The 19,583-nt window shown below is 61.7% G+C and carries 15 protein-coding genes; 5 read left to right on the forward strand and 10 right to left on the reverse strand.

All coding sequences use genetic code 11. The features are described from left to right. Positions 1–3: 3 nt before the first annotated feature. The 3 genes from DWW73_RS04675 to DWW73_RS04685 all read right to left on the reverse strand — a co-directional run bounded on the left by DWW73_RS04675 (position 4) and on the right by DWW73_RS04685 (position 3,650). Complete coding sequence (locus tag DWW73_RS04675) at positions 4–885, reverse strand: branched-chain amino acid ABC transporter permease (RefSeq protein WP_117582912.1); 882 nt, start codon at positions 883–885, stop codon at positions 4–6. A 139-nt stretch (positions 886–1,024) separates the two neighbouring features. After that, on the reverse strand, positions 1,025–2,212 hold the full coding sequence (locus tag DWW73_RS04680; protein ID WP_117778878.1) for an ABC transporter substrate-binding protein: 1,188 nt from the start codon (positions 2,210–2,212) through the stop codon (positions 1,025–1,027). 271 nt (positions 2,213–2,483) lie between these two features. Beyond that, on the reverse strand, positions 2,484–3,650 hold the full coding sequence (locus DWW73_RS04685; RefSeq protein ID WP_117778879.1) for an ABC transporter substrate-binding protein: 1,167 nt from the start codon (positions 3,648–3,650) through the stop codon (positions 2,484–2,486). 251 nt (positions 3,651–3,901) lie between these two features. Here DWW73_RS04685 and DWW73_RS04690 point away from each other — a divergent pair, with 251 nt between their 5' ends. Together DWW73_RS04690 and DWW73_RS04695 are read left to right on the forward strand one after the other, a co-directional pair. Further along, a complete protein-coding gene (locus DWW73_RS04690; protein WP_089573312.1) occupies positions 3,902–5,245 on the forward strand; it encodes a homoserine dehydrogenase in 1,344 nt (447 codons plus the stop codon). A gap of 214 nt (positions 5,246–5,459) precedes the next feature. Beyond that, complete coding sequence (locus tag DWW73_RS04695; RefSeq protein WP_089573313.1) at positions 5,460–6,209, forward strand: SDR family NAD(P)-dependent oxidoreductase; 750 nt, start codon at positions 5,460–5,462, stop codon at positions 6,207–6,209. A gap of 283 nt (positions 6,210–6,492) precedes the next feature. Here DWW73_RS04695 and DWW73_RS04700 read toward each other — a convergent pair whose 3' ends face one another. Beyond that, positions 6,493–8,055 carry a cation:proton antiporter gene (locus DWW73_RS04700; protein WP_117778880.1) on the reverse strand — a complete coding sequence of 521 codons (1,563 nt, stop codon included), beginning with the start codon at positions 8,053–8,055 and terminating at the stop codon, positions 6,493–6,495. A 184-nt stretch (positions 8,056–8,239) separates the two neighbouring features. On the opposite strand from DWW73_RS04700, the gene DWW73_RS04705 reads away from it, so the two are divergent. Together DWW73_RS04705 and DWW73_RS04710 are read left to right on the forward strand one after the other, a co-directional pair. Next, complete coding sequence (locus DWW73_RS04705) at positions 8,240–11,986, forward strand: phosphoribosylformylglycinamidine synthase (RefSeq protein ID WP_117778881.1); 3,747 nt, start codon at positions 8,240–8,242, stop codon at positions 11,984–11,986. Between the two features lie 99 nt (positions 11,987–12,085). Beyond that, the gene (locus tag DWW73_RS04710) at positions 12,086–13,021 is read left to right on the forward strand and encodes a DMT family transporter (protein WP_117582905.1); all 936 of its coding nucleotides are present in this window, start codon (positions 12,086–12,088) and stop codon (positions 13,019–13,021) included. Between the two features lie 100 nt (positions 13,022–13,121). Here the strand turns inward: DWW73_RS04710 and DWW73_RS04715 are convergent, their stop codons facing one another. The 4 genes from DWW73_RS04715 to DWW73_RS04730 all read right to left on the reverse strand — a co-directional run bounded on the left by DWW73_RS04715 (position 13,122) and on the right by DWW73_RS04730 (position 16,624). Further along, the gene (locus DWW73_RS04715; protein WP_158563783.1) at positions 13,122–14,264 is read right to left on the reverse strand and encodes a diguanylate cyclase; all 1,143 of its coding nucleotides are present in this window, start codon (positions 14,262–14,264) and stop codon (positions 13,122–13,124) included. 190 nt (positions 14,265–14,454) lie between these two features. Continuing rightward, entirely contained in the window at positions 14,455–15,477 is a 1,023-nt protein-coding gene (locus DWW73_RS04720; protein ID WP_117645720.1) for a 2-keto-3-deoxygluconate permease, read from the reverse strand. Positions 15,478–15,618: 141 nt separating this feature from the next. After that, positions 15,619–15,942 (reverse strand): AzlD domain-containing protein, encoded by a 324-nt coding sequence (locus DWW73_RS04725; protein ID WP_117582902.1) that lies wholly within the window; start codon positions 15,940–15,942, stop codon positions 15,619–15,621. Then, complete coding sequence (locus DWW73_RS04730) at positions 15,932–16,624, reverse strand: AzlC family ABC transporter permease (RefSeq protein WP_117645722.1); 693 nt, start codon at positions 16,622–16,624, stop codon at positions 15,932–15,934. Before DWW73_RS04730 ends, DWW73_RS04725 begins: the two co-directional genes overlap by 11 nt. A gap of 126 nt (positions 16,625–16,750) precedes the next feature. Here DWW73_RS04730 and DWW73_RS04735 point away from each other — a divergent pair, with 126 nt between their 5' ends. Beyond that, complete coding sequence (locus DWW73_RS04735; protein WP_117778883.1) at positions 16,751–17,563, forward strand: HD domain-containing protein; 813 nt, start codon at positions 16,751–16,753, stop codon at positions 17,561–17,563. Here the strand turns inward: DWW73_RS04735 and DWW73_RS04740 are convergent. Both DWW73_RS04740 and DWW73_RS04745 read right to left on the reverse strand, forming a co-directional pair. Further along, positions 17,560–18,765 (reverse strand): electron transfer flavoprotein subunit alpha, encoded by a 1,206-nt coding sequence (locus DWW73_RS04740; protein ID WP_117778884.1) that lies wholly within the window; start codon positions 18,763–18,765, stop codon positions 17,560–17,562. The two genes, DWW73_RS04735 and DWW73_RS04740, sit on opposite strands and share 4 nt — an antisense overlap. Beyond that, positions 18,766–19,581, reverse strand: coding sequence for an electron transfer flavoprotein subunit beta/FixA family protein (locus tag DWW73_RS04745; protein ID WP_089573320.1), 816 nt, complete (start codon positions 19,579–19,581; stop codon positions 18,766–18,768). Between the last annotated feature and the right edge of the window lie 2 nt (positions 19,582–19,583).

The following is a 19,583-nucleotide window of genomic DNA, read 5'->3' on the forward strand; positions in this document are numbered from 1 at the left end:
CACCTACACCTTCTCGGGGACGTACTTGCCCAAGAGGCCGGCAGGCTTGACGAGCAGGACAATGATCAGAACACCAAAGACGATGGAGTTGGCAAGGCTCGTGGAAATATAGGCCTGCGCCATCGCTTCGATGATGCCGATGAGAATGCCACCGACAAAGGCGCCGGGGATGGAGCCGATACCGCCGAAGACGGCGGCGTCGAAGGCCTTGATGCCAGGCATGGCACCCGTCGTGGGCTGCAGCACCGGCGAGTAGGAGCACAGCAGCACGCCGGCGATGGCAGCAAGGGCAGAGCCGATGGCAAACGTCATCGAGATGGTACGGTTGACGTTGATGCCCATGAGCTGAGCGGCAGCCTTGTCCTCGGACACGGCGCGCATGGCTTTACCCATCTTGGTCTTACCTGTAAAGAACATCAGGCCGGCCATGATAACCAGGCAGGCGACGATGGTGACGAGCGAGACGGCGCTTACATTGAACTTGGCCAAGAACTCCGGCACCTGGAAGGTGACGAGCGAAGTGAAGTTCTTGGGCGTGGCGCCCCACAGAAGCTGTGCGGCGTTCTGCAGGAAGTAAGACACGCCGATGGCCGTGATCAGAACGGCCAGCGGGCCCGCCTGACGCAGCGGCTTGTATGCCAGGCCCTCGATGAGAACACCGAGAACGGTACAGACCACACAAGAGAGAATTACAGATGCCCAGCCCGGGAGGCCGAGATACGACGTGGCACAGAACGAGACATAGGCACCGACCATGATGACGTCGCCGTGAGCGAAGTTCAGCATCTTGGCGATGCCATAGACCATGGTGTAGCCCAACGCGATGATGGCGTAGACGCTGCCCATGGACAGGCCGTTGACCAGGTATTGGATAAAGACCGTCATGTTCCACATCCCCCTTTCGAATAGGTTTCCAGTTAATGTATGAAACAGGGACGTTACACTGTCCCTAGATACCAAGCAAGCAGGGAAGGCCAAAACCTCCCCTGCTTGGGATCAAAACCGCTCTATGTAAGGCGGTCTATTAGGCCTGTACGTACTTGCCATCGGTGATGACGTACGCCGTGGGGTCCTTCTGGACCTGGCCCTTATCGTTCCAGGTGAGCTTGCCGGTCAGACCGTCAACGGTAATCTTGAGCATAGCCTTGGGCAGCTTCTCGGCGACCTCGGTCGGGTCGGCGTCGACACCAAGACCGGCCTCCTTGAGGGCCTCGGCCACCGCGTGCACGCCGTCGTAGGCGTCGGCGGCAAACTGGTCGGGAGTATCGCCGTACTTATCCTTGTAAGCGTTGACGAAGTCGGCGTTCTTCTCGTCGTCGGCGGAGAACGGGGTCATGAGCAGCAGACCCTCGGCAAGAGAGGTGTCGAAGCCCTCAACGCCCAGGATGCCGTCCATGCCGTCGCAGCCCATCATCTTGACGTTGTAGCCCATGTCCTTGGCATTCTTGAGCAGGACGGACGCCGGCGTGTAGTAGATCGGCGCAAAGATCATGGTGGCGCCGGCCTGCTTGGCCTTGGTCAGCTGGTTGGTAAAGCTCGTGGCGGAGTCGTCCTTAAAGGTCTCCTCGTCAACAACCTCGAGCTTGGACTCAGCGGCCTGGGCCTTAAAGGAATCTGCGATACCCGAAGAATAGGCGTCGCCGGAGTTATAGAACAGCACGAACTTCTCGTCCGCATACTTCTGCGCCAGGAACTTGGCAGCGTTGACACCCTGGTTGGGGTCGGTGAAGCAAACCTGGAAGACGCAATCCTTGCCGTCGGTGACGTCCTCGGAGGACGCGGACGGGGTGATCATGAACGTCTTGGGGTCGTTACCACACTCTGCGGCAACGGCAACCGACGCACCCGTGGTGGTCGGGCCGACGAGGGCCTGCATGCCCCAGTCGAGCAGGGTGTTGAAGGCGTTGACGGCCTTCTCGCCATCGGCCTGGTCATCCTCGGCCTTGCTGGCAAGCGGCAGCTCCTTGGTCGAGAAATCCTTGCAGCCAAGCTCGACACCCTGGGTAACGGACTTGCCGTAGGACGCGTTGGCGCCGGTCAGCGGGCCGATGGTGCCGATCTTAAACGAAGCGTCGCCCGAAGCGGAACCGCTGTCGCCGCCGTTGGAGGAGCAGCCAGCTAGAATGGACATCGCCCCCAGACCTGCTGCGCTCGCGATAACACTCCTGCGATTCATAACAGGGTTCAATGACTTACCGGTGAGGCTCGACATGCGGCTCTCCTCTCAAATCTCGTCGGGTTTTGGTTACCCGACAGGCCATCCTTCGCCGTGTTCGGCGTTCGCAAAATAGTAGACGCTTTAGTTAGGAAAAGTGGCGATTATTTCAACTTTTCTTTGGATTTGTTCATTTATCCATGTTTCTGCGTATTTCTATTATTTTATGCAGTAATGCCACTTTATTATGTAAAAGTAATGTTTCCATTCTGTTACAAGCGTCCCTGCCCTGAATAATACAGCCTCACCGGTCGCGTTTTATGCGCACTTAGGCAGCGATGTACTTGCCGTCCTGAATCACATAGGCCGTAGCAGGCTTTTCGACTTGGCCCTCGTCGTTCCACGTGAGCTCGCCCGTCAGGCCCTCGATCTTGATTTTACGCATGGCCTTGGCGAGGTCGCCGGCAATGTCGGCGCCGTCGGCCGTAATATCGATGTCTGCCTTATCGATAGCCTCGACAATCGCATGGACGCAGTCATAGGCATCGGCGGCAAACTGGTTGGGCGTCTCGTCGTAGGCGTCCTTATATGCCTTGACAAAGTCGGCGTTCTTCTCATCGTCGGCAGAGAACGGGGTCATGAGCAGCACGCCCTCGGCAAGGGAGGTGTCGAAGCCCTCAACGGAGAGCAGGCCGTCCATGCCGTCGGTACCCATGAGGGTCATGTCGTATCCCATGTCCTTGGCGTTCTTGAGCAAAACGGACGCCGGCGTGTAGTAGATCGGCGCAAAGATGAGCGTGGCGCCGGCCTCCTTGGCCTTGGTGAGCTGGTTGGTAAAGCTCGTGGAGGAGTCGTCCTTAAAGGTCTCGGTATCGACGATATCAAGTTTGGACTCCTTGGCCTGCTCGGCAAAGGCATCGGCAACACCCGAGCTGTACGTATCGCCGGAGTTGTAGAACAGGGCGATCTTGGCGTCTGCATACTTCTCGGCCAAAAACTTGGCAGCACTCGCGCCCATGGTGGGGTCGGTAAAGCAAACCTGGAAAACCGTGGTCTTGTCCTTGGTGACGTCGAGGGACGAAGCAGAGGGCGTGACCATGAGCATATCGTCGGCGATCTCGCCCGAGACAGCGACGGCGGCACCAGTCGTGACGGGGCCGACGAGCGCCTGCATGCCCCAGTCGCACAGGGTATTGAAAGCGTTGATAGCCTTCTCGCCGTCGGCGACGTCATCCTCGGACTTAAGCGAGAGTTTGAGGTCCTTGGTCGAGAAATCCTTGGCGGCAAGCTTGGCACCCTTCTCGGCCGAAACGCCATAGGTTGCCGCGGCGCCGGTCCGAGGGCCGATGACACCGATCTTGAAGGTCTTGCCGTCATCGGCGGTGCCGCCGTCCGAGCCACCCGACGAGCAACCAGCGAGTGCGGCGGTGCTGCCGAGCGCCGCAGCGCCGGCGAGAAAGTTCCTACGGCTGAGCGTGCTGTTGATGTTGAACATGGTGTCCCCCTTTTTCGCTGGCCGCGGTGCGGCCGTCTTGCGGTACAGGGCAAACCTTATGGCGCAAACGTTGACAGTTTGTTACGGAAGTCCGTTTGTAGCGAGCGTGTTTCCAATGTTTCCGCAGCGTTTCGGGGGTGCCGTTTTGTGCGGCTCCTGTTGCCTGGCGAGCACGCGCCCCCGGTTCACGCTAGAATGCACTCAACCTTTAAGCGGTTAATCCATCCATAAGATGCACGAAGGAGCTATCTATGAGCGAATCCCTGCGCACCGTGAACGTCGGTCTGATCGGTCTGGGAACCGTCGGCGGCGGCGTGGCCCGTCTGATCAAGAGCCACCACGATGAGTACCTGGCAGCCTACGGCATCGACCTTAAGCTGACCCGCGCCTGCGCGCTTGCCTGGGAGCAGGCCGAAGCAGCCGGTATTGAGCGCGAGGCCTTTACGAGTGACTGGCATGACGTCGTCACCGACCCAGCCGTCGATATCGTCGTCGAACTCATCGGCGGCGAGCACCCCGCGACCGAGATCTTCACCACCGCCTTTGAGCACGGCAAGCACGTCGTCTCTGCCAACAAGGCCCTGCTGGGCCGTCACGTCGAGACGCTTGCCGAGAAGGCGCGTGCGTGCGGCGTGCAGATTAAGTGCGAGGCCAGCTGCGGTGGCGGCATCCCCATTGTCAGCACACTCGAGCACGACCTGGTGGGTAACAAGATCCTGACCATCGCCGGCATCCTCAACGGCACCACCAACTACATCCTGTCGCGCATGGACGCCGAGGGCGCCGATTACGCTGACGTGCTCGCCGACGCACAGGCTAAGGGCTATGCCGAGGCCGACCCGTCCGCCGACGTCGACGGCTTCGATGCCGCCAGCAAGACGGCCATCCTCGCCTCCATCGGCTTTGGCACCCGCGTTACCACCGATGATGTGTACCAGCAGGGTATCCGCACCATCGGCGCCGAGGACATCGCCCAGGCCCGCGAGCTCGGCTACACCATCAAACTGCTCGGCATCGCCCGCAACACCGACGCTGGCGTCGACGTTCGCGTGCATCCCACGCTGATCCCCGCAGACCATATGCTCGCCAAGGTCAACGGCGCCATGAACGCCGTCTACGTGGTAGGCGACGCCGTGGGCGAGACCATGTTCTACGGCGCGGGCGCAGGCTCCTTCCCCACCGCGAGCGCCGTCGTGGGCGATATCCTGTCGCTCTCCGAGCAGATCAGCCGCGGCGTGGCTCCGCTGCCCGAGATTGAGCCCTATGGCCACAACCTCGCCTTTAAGCCCATGGACGAGCTCCAGACCAAGTACTATGTGCGCCTGAAGGTCGCCGACCGCGTGGGCGCCCTGTCCGAGACGGTCGACATCTTTGCCAAGCATAACATCTCGATCTCGCTCATCAACCAGGTCGAGGACGGCAAGTCGGGCGTCAGCGATGCCTGCTCGGTCATCTTCCTGACGCACCGCGCGCTCGAGAAGGACGTCCAGGCTGCCGCCGCCGAGCTTGCCAGCGTCGGCTGCGTGGCCGAGGTCGCCAACGTCCTGCGCATCGAGGACGTTGAGGCTTGGACCGAAGGCGTCATGGCGAACTAGCCCAACGCTCGCCTAGCAATACGCGCCTTGAGGGCTCCCGTCCGATGTGGGACGGGAGCCCTTTTGTCACCTGCCCTAAGCACAACGGCAAAGCACATTTGCGCGAGCCGCTCATCGGTAACGCGGGCTACCGTTCACCGATATGCAAACGCGGCCGATTCCGACTACCGCTACGCTGTGCTGCGAATGTCCGCCCGCGATGAGAGGAAGCACCATGTTGCTCGAGGGCAAGAAAGCAATCATCACCGGAGGCACACGCGGTATCGGCTATGCCATCGCCTGCCGTTTTATCGAGGAAGGCGCTGCCGTCACCGTCTTTGGCTCGCGCCAGGAGACTGCCGACACGGCCGTTGAGAAGCTGACAGCCGCCTATCCCGACGCCAAGGTCTGGGGTCGCTCCTGCGATCTCACCTCGCTCGAAGCCGTGACCGAGGCCTTTACCCAGGCTGCCGCTGACATGGGCGGCTTGGACACGGTCGTCAACAATGCCGGCATCTCCCAGCGCTCGCCGCTCCTTAACTATACGGCCGAGGAGTTCGCAAAGGTCATGGACCTTAACGTCGTCGCCGTCTTTAATGGCCACCAGGCTGCCGCCAAGATCATGACCGAGGCCGGCCACGGCGGCACCATCACTACCACAAGCTCGATGGTCGCCAAGTACGGCCAGCCCTCCGGCGTCGGTTACCCCACGTCCAAGTTTGCCGTCAACGGTATGGTCCAGTCGCTCTCGCGCGAGCTCGCTCCCATGGGCATCCGCGTCAACGCCGTCGCCCCCGGCGTGACTAAGACCGACATGGTCGCCAACCTGCCCGAAGAGGTCATCAAGCCCATCATCGCCACCATTCCGCTGGGTCGTATGGGCGAGCCCGAGGATGTCGCCAACGCCTTTGTTTTCCTGGCGAGCGACATGTCCTCCTATGTCACGGGCGCCGTGCTCCCCGTCGACGGAGCCGCCCGCTCCTAAAGGTCGCAAGCCACAGCTTTAAACCTCAACCGAGCTCAACGCAAGAAGGTGCGCTGCCTGCATCAACCGCAGGCAGCGCACCTTCTTCTATTCGAAAAGGAAACTGCGTCCCATAATTCCGGCTCAGAATGGGATGCGCTTTCCCTAACGAGCCTCTCGCGGAAACTGCATCCCACTCTGAGCGCCCATTCCGGGACACAGTTTCCCAACGCTCCCCGTTTCGGAAACCACATCCCGTTCCGAGCCTTCAAAGCGGGACGCGGCTTCCCCGAGAAAGTATCGACTACTTACCGTCGTCGTCTTCGGCTTCTTCGCGCGCATAGAGCTCCAGCATGCGGCGGCGGTATTCGCGCACAGCGAGCTTGGCGCGCTCCAGGCGGCGGCGCTCACGCGGAGTCAGCTCGGACGGGTCGACCTCGTCTCCATAGGTCTTATCGGCAAGCAGGTGCGCCGCGTCCACGATGCGGGCATCGATGTGGCCGCTCGCTGCCTCGGCGGAAAGACGCTCGGCAATCGTATCGAGCGTAGGCAGGCCCTCGAATACGCGACCATGGCCATGCGAGGTCAGCAGCTCGTGCTCGCGCGCGAGCAAGCTCGCTAGGTCGTGGTGGGCGCGCAAGATGTCGAGCGCATCGGATGGATGCTCGGCAACCTCTGCCACGGCGGCGACCGGTGCGGCATCCACCACGCGGTAGAAGAGCTGCGCGAGCAATGGCATCAAGAACACCGTGATGGCACCGGCGGCAACCATGACCGACGCAATATCTTGCGACAGCGCGCCCGCGTTGACGGCAACGCTCGTAACGGCAACGATGATCGGCAGCGCCGTGGTGCAGTACAGGGCCACGGTAATGCGACCATACGCCGACACATCGCGCGTCGCAGGACAAATGCTCATGGAAATAAGAATGGGCACGGCACGAATAATCAACAACGCCACGATAAAGCCCGCGAGCAAGCCCGGGCGCGACGCCACGGCCGTCAGGTCGATCTTTGCGCCCGACACGGTAAAGAACACCGGAATCAAAAAACCGTAGGCCAGACCGTCGAGCTTGGTCTCGAGCGTATGGTTGCCCTCGGGGATGATATAGCGCAGGACAAAGCCAGCGGCAAAAGAACCCAACACGATGTCGAGATCAAAGACAGCCGAGAATGCCACGAGCGTGACCAGGATGAGCACCGTCAGGCGCACGAAGGTCTGCGACGTGGTATCGGCGCGCTCCTCAACAAATGCAAAGAAGCGGCTGCCGACGCGCTTGGAGCGGCTCGGGACCACGGCCAGCAACACGCAAACCACCGCAAACAAGCCAAGGATAACGAGCGTTTGGATGCCAGTGCGGGCAGACAACAGCACCGACATGGCGAGCACGGGACCGAGCTCGCCCCAAGTGCCATACGCGAGAATCGAGTCGCCCACGCGCGTGCCGGTGAGCGAGCGCTCACGCATGATGGGCACAAGCGTACCGAGCGCCGTCGAAGTGAGGGCAAGCGTCACGGCGATACCGTCGAAATGACTGACTGAGAACCACGGGGTAAAGCGCACGGCAAGCCAGGCGATACCAAACGTGACGACCCACGTCGCCAAGCCGTAGCGCCCCTCGACGCCCGTGATGCTCTTGGGGTCGATCTCAAAGCCGGCAAGCAGGAACAAAAAGGCCAGGCCCAGCTCGGACACCAGCGAGACCTCAGCATCTACATGGATGACGCCGAGCATATGGGGTCCCAGTACCGCGCCGAGCACGAGCAAAAAGACCGTCTCGGGAACGGGTTTTCCGGGAATCGCCGAGGCGATAAAAGGACTCGCAAAGGCCACGAGTGCGATGATGGCGAGCGAAACGAATGCCATGTGATGCCTTTCTCTTGTTTGCGCTTCACTGTAGCACCCTCGCCGTCCTCAACGCGCCGCGAGCTGTCGTATCATAGTGAGGTTTACAAACATGTGGCTCAAGGCGACCGCAGGGCAGACCCCGCAAACCGACCGCTGCCGCATACCGTACCGTACGCCCAACCGATCAGGAAGGCAGGAACCAATGGTCTCTCGTATCTACGTGGAGAAGAAACCCGGGTTCGACGTCGAGGCTCAGCAGCTCAAGGGCGAGCTGACCGAAATTCTCGGCATCAAGGGCATCGAGGCCCTGAGGATTATCAACCGCTACGACGTCGAGGGCATCGACAAGGAGCTTTTCCGGTCCTGCGTGCCGACCGTCTTTAGCGAGCCCCAGGTCGATGTGACCTACGACGAGCTCCCCGCAAGCGATGGCGCCGTCTTTGCCGTCGAATTCCTGCCTGGCCAGTTTGACCAGCGCGCCGACTCCGCCAGCGAGTGCGTGCAGCTCATCAGCCAGGGCGAGCGCCCCGCCGTGCGCTCCGCCAAGGTCTATATGATCTCGGGCGCTCTGGACGAGGCCGCCATCGATGCCATCAAGCACTACGTGGTGAACCCCGTCGAGGCGCGCATCGCCTCGCTCGACCTGCCCGAGACGCTGTACATGGAGACCCCCGAGCCCCAGCCCGTCGAGGTGCTCGACGGTTTCCGCGAGCTCGACGAAGCCGGCCTTGCCGCCTTTATTTCCGAGCGCGGCCTTGCCATGGACGAGGCGGACATCGCCTTCTGCCAGCAGTACTTCCGCGATGAGGATCGCGACCCCACCATCACCGAGATCCGCGTGATCGACACCTACTGGTCCGATCACTGCCGCCACACCACCTTCGGCACCGTCCTGGACGACGTGACGATCGACGACGCCGTGGTGCAGCAGGCCTTCGACCGCTACATGGAGATGCGCCACGAACTCGGTCGCGACACCAAGCCCGTCTGCCTCATGGACATGGGCACCATCGGCGCCAAGTACCTCAAGAAGACCGGCGTCATGACCGATGTCGACGAGTCCGAGGAGATCAACGCCTGCACCGTCAAGGTGAAGGTCGATGTCGACGGCGAGGACCAGGACTGGCTGTTCCTCTTTAAGAACGAGACCCACAACCACCCGACCGAGATCGAGCCCTTCGGCGGTGCCGCCACCTGCGTGGGCGGTGCCATCCGCGACCCGCTGTCGGGCCGCAGCTACGTGTACCAGGCCATGCGTGTCACCGGCGCCGGCGACCCCACCGTCCCCGTGTCCGAGACGCTCGAGGGCAAGCTGCCGCAGCGCAAGCTCGTAACCACCGCTGCCGCCGGCTACTCCAGCTACGGCAACCAGATCGGCCTTGCCACCGGCCAGGTCAACGAGCTCTATCACCCCGGCTACGTTGCCAAGCGCATGGAGGTCGGCGCCGTCGTGGGCGCTACCCCGGCAAACCACGTGCGTCGCGAGTGCCCCGCCCCCACTGACAAGATCATCCTGCTGGGCGGCCGCACCGGCCGTGACGGCATCGGCGGCGCCACCGGCTCCTCCAAGACCCAGAACACCGAGTCCATCGAGACCTCGGGCGCCGAGGTCCAGAAGGGCAACGCCCCGGTCGAGCGCAAGCTGCAGCGTCTGTTCCGCCGCGGCGACGCCTGCCGCCTGATCAAGCGCTGCAACGACTTTGGCGCCGGCGGCGTCTCGGTCGCCGTGGGCGAGCTTGCCGACGGCCTGTATGTCGACCTGGACACCGTGACCAAGAAGTACGACGGCCTGGACGGCACCGAGCTCGCCATTTCCGAGTCCCAGGAGCGCATGGCCTGCGCCGTCGCCGACGGTGACGTCGAGGAGTTCATGGGCTACGCCGCCGAGGAGAACCTCGAGGCGACCGTTATCGCCGAGGTTACCGCCGAGCCGCGCATGCGCATGGCCTGGAACGGTGTCGCCATCGTCGATCTGTCCCGCGAGTTCCTCAACTCCAACGGCGCGCCCAAGCACCAGGTCGCCCACGTCTGTGCCCGCAGCGTGTGGCAGCCCAGCTGGGCCGGCACCACGCTTGCCGAGCGCATGACCTCGCTTGTCACTGACCTCAACGTCGCCTCCAACAAGGGCCTGTCCGAGCGCTTCGACTCCACCATCGGTGCCGCAACCGTGCTCATGCCCTTTGGCGGCAAGACGCAGCTCACCCCGAGCTCGGCCATGGTTGCCAAGTTCCCCGTGGACGGCGAGACCACCACGGCGAGCGCTATGGCATGGGGCTTCAACCCCTACCTGATGGAGGCCGACCAGTTTGCGGGCGCCTACCTGTCCGTGGTTGAGTCCATCGCCAAGCTCGTGGCTGCCGGCTTTGAGCACAAGCGTGCCTATCTCTCCTTCCAGGAGTACTTCGAGCGTCTGCGCACCGAGGCCGAGCGCTGGGGCAAGCCCATGGCAGCCGTCCTGGGCGCCCTTATGGCCCAAGTCGATCTGGGTGCCGGTGCCATCGGCGGCAAGGACTCTATGAGCGGCTCGTTTGAGGACGAGGCCGGTGAGCTCAACGTTCCGCCGACCCTGATCAGCTTCGCTGTGGCCGTGGGCAAGGCCGCCCGTGCCGTCTCGCCCGAGTTCAAGGGTCTGACGCATCGCGTCGTGCGCATCGCCCCCGCCACCTATGGTGAGGACTACCGCCCCGACGCTCAGCAGCTGCTCGCCGCGTTTGACGCCGTCGAGGCGCTCACCGCCAACGGCGACGCCCTGGCCGTCTCCACGCCCGGCTACGGCTGCGGCGTCGAGAGCCTCTTTAAGATGTGCGTCGGCAACCAGATCGGCATCGAGCTTGCCGAGGACGTGGACGTGGAGAGCCTCTTCACCCCGCTCTACGGCAGCTTTATCGTCGAGCTCGCCGAGGACGCCGAGCTGCCCGAGGTCGCCGACGGCGTTGTCGTCGAGCCCCTGGGTACCACCGTCGAGGGCTATGTCATCGACACCGGCTCCGAAGTCATCGAGCTCGCTGAGCTCCAGGAGGCCTGGGAGAGCGGCATCGAGGGCGTCTTCGCCTACCGCAGCACCGGCGAGACCGCCGAGGTCGAGACCATCGACTTCCGCGCCAAGGATATCCACGTGTACGGCGGCGCCAAGATCGCCCGCCCGCGCGTAATCATCCCCGTGTTCCCCGGCAACAACTGCGAGTACGACAGCGCCCGCGCCTTCCGTGCCGCCGGTGCCGAGGCCGACACCTTCGTGATCAACAACCTCACGCCCGAGGCCGTCGCCGAGAGCACCCACGAGCTCACCCGCCGCATCCGTGCAAGCCAGATCGTCATGATCCCCGGTGGCTTCTCGGGCGGTGACGAGCCCGATGGCTCCGCCAAGTTCATCACGGCGTTCTTCCGCGCTCCCGAGGTCACCGAGGCAGTCCGCGACCTGCTCAAGGCCCGCGACGGCCTGATGCTGGGCATCTGCAACGGCTTCCAGGCTCTGGTCAAGCTCGGCCTGGTGCCCTACGGCGACATCGTCGACGCCACGCCCGATGCGCCCACGCTGACGTTCAACACCATCGGTCGCCATCAGAGCCGCCTGGTGCGCACCCGCATCTCGTCCAACCTGTCCCCGTGGCTGTCGCAGTGCAGCCTCGACGACCCCTACACCGTCGCCATCAGCCACGGCGAGGGCCGCTTTGTCGCCAACGACGAGGTGCTCGCCCAGCTGATCGCCAACGGCCAGGTCGCCACGCAGTACGTGGGCGAGGACGGCAAGCCGAGCATGGACCTTTCCATCAACCCCAACGGCTCCGCACTTGCCATCGAGGGCATCACGAGCCCCGACGGCCGCGTCCTGGGCAAGATGGGCCATGCCGAGCGTCGCGGCGACAACCTGTACCGCAACGTGCCCGAGCATGTCCCCGGCGACAAGTTCATGCCGATCTTTGAGAGCGGCGTAGCCTACTTCGCTTAAAGCTTTCCCATCGGGTACAATCCCCTCGGGTAACAACACCCGCCACCGGCACACCCGGTGGCGGGTTCTTTTTTGCTTCGCGCATACAGGAAGGACACCATGGAAAGCCGCAAGCCGTATCTCGCCACCCTGCCCGGACTCATCCTGGGCTGCCTTGTTTGTTGCGCGCTCTGGGGGTCGGCCTTTCCCTGCATCAAGATCGGCTACGCACTCTTTGGTATCCCGGCGCACGATAGCGCCTCGCAGCTGCTCTTTGCGGGCTTGCGCTTCACGCTTGCCGGCGCCCTGGTTATCGTTGGGATGAGTGCGGCCCAACGCCGCCCCCTCATTCCGCAGGCTCGCGACATCAAGCCCATCTTTGTCTTGTCGCTCTTCCAGACTATCGGGCAGTACTTCTTTTTCTATCTGGGCCTCTCGCGCGCCAGCGCCATGTCGAGCTCCATCATCGAGGCCAGCGCCAACTTCCTCGCAATCCTCTTTGCCGCCCTGGCATTTCACACCGAGAAGCTCAATACGGCCAAGGTGCTTGGCTGTGCGCTGGGCTTTGCCGGCGTCGCGCTCGTCAACCTCTCGGGCGCAGATGGCACCTTTGGCTTCAGGCTCGATGGCGAGGGCTTTATCCTAGCCTCCACTGTCGCGGGTGCTCTTTCGACCTGCCTGATCGGCATCTTCTCGCGCAAGCACGACGGCGTCTTGCTTGCCGGGTGGCAGTTCTTGGTCGGCGGCCTGGTCCTCACCGCCATCGGCTTTTTGATGGGTGGCGCGCTCTCCCCCACGGCGATTGTCCCCGCCATCGTGCTCATCATCTACATGGCGCTTATCTCCGCGGTCGCCTACTCGCTGTGGTCGCGCCTGCTTGCCGTCAACCCCGTCAGCCGCGTCTCGGTCTTTGGGTTTATGAACCCGGTCTTTGGCGTACTGCTGAGCGCACTGCTGCTTGGCGAGGGCGCCGGCACGAGCCCCGTTACCGTCATCGTTGCCCTGCTCTTGGTCTGCAGCGGCATCATCATCGTCAACAAACCCAAAAAAGCCTAGCGAACTGCCCTTATTTAGCAGAGAGATTCACATACTTTAGTTTAATGGAGTACATCGGTGAGCTGAAGGCCACCACGCACGCAAGCGTGCGCCCCTTTTTCTAGCGTATCTGGACGCCGGCTTTCTTTTTCTCGGCCTTGACGCGGTAGAGCTCCGCATCGGCAGCGCGAAGCAAGTCTTGCCAGGTATCGACACCGTCACCGACCCGTGCGTAGCCGATGGACATCCGCAACAGATACGGCACGTCGGCACGTGCGAGCTCATCGTTGATTGCCGCACACAGGCTTATGATGTCCTGCTCCACCGTCGCCTTTTGGAGCACCACGAACTCATCGCCGCCATAACGTGCGATAAAGCCGCCAGACGCCGAGCAGACTTCTTTGAGCGCAGCGGATATGACCTGAAGAGCGTGGTCGCCCTCCACATGCCCATAGCGATCGTTAATCTGCTTAAAGCCGTCGGCGTCCATCATAAGCAGATATACATCTTCGGCCTGATCCACATTTGAGAAGAGCGACAGCATATAGGTCTCAAAACGGTTGCGATTGTTAAGTCCAGTCAACGGGTCGGTCGAGATGAGCTGCTCCTGGTAGATGATGTAAAGCAGCAACATGCTAATCATTATGCCGACACAAAGGCCGGGCACCGAGTATACGACCTGAAAGGTACCGCCCACCAGGGCCGGAATGGCGAAAAATGCCAAGGTTCGATAGATGGCCTTCGTCTGCAGGCTCTCGACCCTGCGAGATTGCACAAACGCATGCAGGGACGTATGTATAACGTAACAGTAGCTGACGATGGGCTGGATCATATAGGCAAAGCCGCGACGATACACGCCCTGCGAATCGATATAGAACAGGGCGTGCGTCCAGTAACTGGTAAACGCCAGCACGACCACCAGAGCCGTAGGCAACGCTACAAGCACCACCCTATAGCGCGAGGTCAAAAGACGAGAACCCTGCACCGTCTCGGAATAGATAAACCAAATGAGACACGCGATAGCAAAGAGCGAAAACGAAACCGCGTTGGAAATCCAGTTGGCAGCAATGCCCAACGTGCCGTCCACACCGTCCGAAAGCGTCCAGATCATATCGAATAATATGTACGCGGCAGAGGTGTAGCCAAGCATGCTAAACAATAGCTGCTGGGTGCTCGAGAACAAGGAGCAACGACTTCGCACGGCAAGCCCGATAAGAACAATCATGCATAGCACGAATATCTCAATCTTGAGTGCCTTAACCACTAGCGCCATCCCTTCAATACCCAAGTGGTCAGAATCGCCCAATTCGAATCAGGGCAATAAACACCCCTTTACTCCGCAGGGGTAAAGGGGATAATAGCAGAGCGCCCGAACATCACTGCAAAACAGTTTCTGTTCGGGCGCCCATACGGCGCGAATTGCACACGCCGGCATCATTGATGGGTATCGATTGCTACTCGCCATCGATGTCAGTCGCGACGGCCTCCTCGATGGCCTCGACACCGACAGGCGACAGATCCTCCTTGCCTTGGCAGAACTTCTTGTCGACCCAGCCAGTCAGAATCGGAGCCATGATCGCCGTGATGATAACGGCGGTGGCGATCTGAGCGTACGCGGTGGGCGCAAGCTCGGCGTAACGCGGTGCGACCTCGGCGAGGGCAACCGGTGTGGTCATAGCCGTGCCGGCAATGGTGGAGCAAGCCACAGCGGCCTTGCCATTGCCGCCGCACAGACGCTCGAACGCAAAGGTGATGGGACCGACGACAAACAGCGTGACAAGGCCCAGCAAGATGCCGGAAATACCGCCGGTGATAAAGCTCGACAGGCTCATGGACGCACCGAGCTGAAATCCGATGACGGCAATCGCGGGATTGGCACCGGGAACCAGCAGGTTCTTGATAAACGGGAACAGGTTGCCCAGAACCATGCCAATAACGAGTGGCAAGATGGAGCCGATAATGGTGCCAATGGGAATGTTGGCGAGGCCGGAAACACCGAGGATGATCATCGTGACGGCGGGGCCAGCCGTAAAGAACAGGATACCGACGGCGCCCTGCTCGGACTCATCGCCGAACTCGCCCATGATGCCCGTATAGAGCGCCATGTTGCAAAACGTGATGCCGCCGATGATAGACACGGAGCTCAGACCCAGGAAGTTGTCGTTAAAGAAATATGCCACGCCCAGGCCGAGAGCCGCTGCGACGACCAGCTTGGGGATCAGCACGACGATACCGGTCTTGATGGCACCCGGCGTGGACTTAAAGCTGATGCCGGCGCCCACAAACAGCAGGATCGCGGCGACGATGGTATTGGAGCCACCGCGGCAGGCAGCCGTAAAGAAGCCGCCGATCTCAAAAACCTGCGGGCAGAAGGTGTTGAGCAAAAGACCGACGATCATCGGATAGATCATGATGTCGCCCGGGATGCGCGGGACCTTGAATTTCTTTTGCTCGTTGGCGGTCGCTTCCTGTGCCATGAAACCCCCATTTCCGCTGACGGGGTACAAAAGCCCACGTCACGCTTTGCTACAGTAAAGTTTGACCATGGTACCAGAAGAAATAGACCAGCTCGGTGAAAAATTGGATTCGTTGGCCGGGATGCTAAACGTGTCCCGCTCTTATACGAGGCTCAAAACGATATAGAGCACGATGCCCGAAACACAGCACCACAACATCGACTTTGTCCTGATTGCCACCACCACGACGCCGGCAGCCGCAATCCAGGGAACCAAGGCAGGCCAGAGTCCCGCGTCGAACGCCCCGGGGCTCACCAAGTCGTTGGCGACCAGCGCGGCAAAGGCAGCGGGCGGGATATAACCCAGGGCCTCGGTAATGCGGGGCGACAGCGTTCTCCCGCGCAAGGCAAACGCCGGCGCGATGCGAAAGAACGCGATAGCAGCCCACGACGACAGCCACAGAACCAAGAACTCGTTAACGGGCATCGCGGGCACCTCTTCCGTCTAATACAGCATCGCACGCCAGCGCAATGGCAATGCCGACCACGACGCTTGCCGGCACGGCAATATTCGTGAGGCCCAAGAACTTGCATACGGCGACGGACACCGCGCCCGAAACCGCCGCGACAACGTTGCCGCGCGACAGCCGCTGCGAAAAGAGTAGACAGATAAAGAGCGACGTGCAGACGAAACTCGCAATAGCGGTGGGAACATCGACAACGGCACCGACGATGGCACCCATCGTGCACGAAGCGCCCCATGTCGCGATGAGGATCACGTTGAGCACGAAGGATTCGCGCGGGCCCCAATCCTCCCCCTCAACCAGCTTGGCAAGCGAGATGCCGTATGCCTCCTCGGTGAGCGTCGCGGCAACAGCCAGCGTCTGACGCTTCGAGGCGCCCGCCAGATGGGGTGCGATCGATGCCGAGTAAAGAGCGAAGCGCGAGGAGATGGCGGCGACGCTCGCGATAATCGAAGGTGCCGGTACGCCCGCCAGCCAAAGATTGCAGATCATAAACTGGCCGCTGCCCGTCACAAACGTGCTGCTCAGAGCAAAGACCATCCAGGGCTCCATTCCCGTCTGCCCCATGATCATTCCGCACGGCGCGCCTATTGCAACATAGGTAAGCATCACTGGCCAGACGATTTTAAAGATCCTAAGGACCATGCCACTCCCATTCTGGTAAGTCGTCTGCAGCGCGCCTTGCAACGCAGCAGAAATATCAACCGGTGGCAATAAAGTTCACCTACAATTGCCACCGGATCGAAAGACACAACTTTTTAGGAAGTCATTATGACAGCTATCGATCGAGACCGGGCGCGCGCGGCCTTCAAAAGCTACACCGATGCCTACGACGCCACCAACCCACGCATCGCGCTCAAAATCGAGCATACGTACCACGTGGCCGAGGCATGCGATGCCGTAGCGCGCGAGCAGGGCTGGTCGTCAGAAGATATTGACCTGGCATGGCTTTGCGGCCTGCTGCACGATATGGGCCGCTTTGAGCAGCTGCGACGCTGGGACACCTTTAAGGACGCCGAGAGCATGAGCCATGCAGTGCTGGGCATCGAGGTCCTCTTTGGCGAGAATCCCGCCGATGCACCCGCCGTAATGAGCATCCGCGACTTTATCGATGACCCGGCAGAAGATGAGCTCATCCGAGCGGGCATCGCCTATCACAGCGATTTCCGTCTACCCGCACAGCTCGACGAGCGCACGCGGAGCTTCTGCGACATCGTGCGCGATGGCGACAAGATCGACATTATGCGCACCATCGCCGACAGCACCGTCGACACCGTCCTCAAGGTGGATGAGGACACGTTTCTCGCCAGCCACTTCTCGACACCGGCGCTTACCGCCTTTGACGAGCACCGCTGCGTCGCGCGCGATGAGCGCGATGAGCCCGCCGACTTCTTGGTGGGGCTTATCTGCTTTATGTTTGAGCTCGTCTATCCGGCAAGCCGCGCGCTGGCGCGCGAGCAAGGCGATATCTACCGCCTGCTCGACGCGCCCTTTGGCATTACGCGGCCCTTTACCGACCCCGCCACGCAGGCAACCTGGAGCCGCCTAAAGGACGAGATGCGCGACTGGCTGGCGCGTGCCTAGCGCTCAAACTGGGCCAGCAGCTCCTCGACGACCTCGACGGCATCACCGACAACCTTGTACTGGGCAGCACCAAAGATGGGGGCATCCGGGTCCTCGTTGATGGCGATAATGCACTCCGCCCCACCGATGCCGGCAAGATGCTGGATGGCGCCCGAAACACCGATACTCACGAGAAGCTTGGGCGAGACCGATACACCCGTCTGGCCAATTTGGTGGCGATACTCCAACCAGCCTGCCTCCACAATGGGACGCGTGCAACCAAGCTCGGCACCCAGGGCATCGGCGAGCTTTCGCATCAGGGGCAGATTCTTCTTGGAGCCGATGCCGCGGCCCACCACGACCAGACGCTCGGCATCGGCAATTGAGGCCTGCTGTCCCCACTCCTCGGCGGGAATCGAGATCTCGACGCGGGCCTTAACGTCATCCGCAAGCACTACCTGGGTAATCGTGCCGGAGCGGCTATAGTCAAACTCGGGCGCCTTAAAGATGCCGGGGCGCACCGTTGCCATCTGAGGACGGTGGTTGGGGCAGATAATGGTGGCCATCAGGTTGCCGCCAAACGCCGGGCGCGTCTGCTGCAGCAGACCCGTCTCCGTATCCATAGAAAGCACCGTGCAATCGGCCGTAAGACCCGTCTGCAAGCGCACGGCCACACCGGGCGCCAGCTCGCGACCAAAGGCGGTCGCGCCGTACAGAATGGCCTCGGGCTTGCGCTCGGCTACCAAATCGCAGATCAAGCGAGCGTAGACCTCCGCGTCGTTCTGACGCAGGCGCTCGTCACGACAGACCAGAACTTCGTCCGCACCGGCGCAAATCAGATGCTCCAGGTCCCCGAGTGAGCCCTCGGGGCTCATGCCGACCAGTGCCACCAGACGGCAGCCGCGGGCATCGGCAAGCTCGCGCCCCTTGCCCATGAGCTCGAAGGCCACGGATGCAACGGCATCGTGCTCGTCAGTCTGCACGAAGATCCAGATGTCTCGATATGCGTCAAGGTCTGCCGCGCCGGCGGCCTCGTCGCGCTCAATCGAGATGGCGTTGACGGGGCAGGCGTCGACGCACCCACCGCACAGGATACAGCCGTCGGTTACGCGGGCACAGCGATTGGGGCGCCCACCCTCCACCACAATGCCGCCCGAGGCGCAGGCGCGAACGCAGCGACCGCAGCCGATACAGGCTTCGCTATCGATAATCAGCCCGCTCATCTATGCCATCCCCTCGATAATCTTGGCAAGTTTTACCGCCTGCTCGGACGCCGTTCCCTCGACGGCCTCGCACGTTTGGTCACGGTCGGGCACAAACGAGCGCACGACCTGCGTCGGTGATCCGGCAAGGCCGCAACGCGAGGGGTCGGCGTTTACGTCGGCAGCGCTGGCCACGCGCACGTCTGCATCCTCGGCCGCGCGAATACCGGCAATACTCGGCATGCGCAGCTGGCCAATCTCCTTGGCAGTCGTCATCGCACACGGCATCTCCAGGTACACCGTCTCCTCGCCGGCATCGCAGCCGTGAACGAGCGCCAGCGAGCCACACGTCGTAAATCCCGCGCTCTGCACACAGCTCACGTCGGTCACGCAGGGGACCCCAAAGGCGCCGGCCAGCTCGGGGCCGATCTGGGCCGTATCGCCGTCCACCGCCATCTTGCCGCAGATGAGCAGGTCAAAGTCCTCATCGAGTGCCTCGATGCCGCATTTGAGGGCATAGGTGGTGGCTAGGGTATCGGCGCCCGCAAAGGCGCGATCGGTCAGCAGCAGCGCGTCGTCGGCACCGCGGGCGATGCAGTCGCGCAGCAGCGATTCGGTCGCGGGGATGCCCATCGACACCACCGTCACACGCACGTCCATGCCAAAGCCGATAAAGTCGTCCTTCAGCGCTAGCGCACATTCGAGGGCACTTGCATCGAAGGGATTAATGACCGCCTGCTTGCCATCACGCACGATAGTATTGGTCTTGGGGTCCATCTTGACCTCGGTGCTTCCGGGCACCGCCTTGACGCACACCACCATATGGAAATCACTCATCT

Source organism: Collinsella sp. AF16-8 (assembly GCF_003462695.1).
Classification (GTDB): Bacteria; Actinomycetota; Coriobacteriia; order Coriobacteriales; family Coriobacteriaceae; genus Collinsella.